This window comes from Mesorhizobium sp. M1A.T.Ca.IN.004.03.1.1 (assembly GCF_003997555.1).
GTDB lineage: Bacteria > Pseudomonadota > Alphaproteobacteria > Rhizobiales > Rhizobiaceae > Mesorhizobium.
Genome location: NZ_RZTV01001137.1, coordinates 1 through 234, shown reverse-complemented (window position 1 = coordinate 234; position 234 = coordinate 1). Strand labels below are relative to the sequence as shown.

The 234-nt window shown below is 63.7% G+C and carries 1 protein-coding gene; it reads left to right on the top strand.

Annotated features, from left to right (window positions below; all coding sequences use genetic code 11):
- Positions 1-207: ATP-binding protein (locus EOD29_RS35225; protein ID WP_245475539.1), on the top strand; the 207-nt coding region annotated here is incomplete at its 5' end.
- Positions 208-234: the final 27 nt, after the last annotated feature.

The window sequence follows — 234 nt, the reverse complement described above, 5'->3', positions numbered from 1 at the left end:
GTCAGCGTGATCGACGACGGTATCGGCATGTCGGCCGAGGCAATCGATAAGGCGTTCGAACCCTATTTCACCACCCGCGATGCCGAAGGCGGCGCAGGTCTCGGCCTGGCCGTGGTATATGGCTTCGTCCGCCAGAGCGGCGGCGACGCGCGCATTGCCTCGGCGCCGGGTAAGGGAACGATCGTGGAACTGCTGTTTCCGGCGTGAATTGCGTTCTACGCCAGCTTGTCGGGA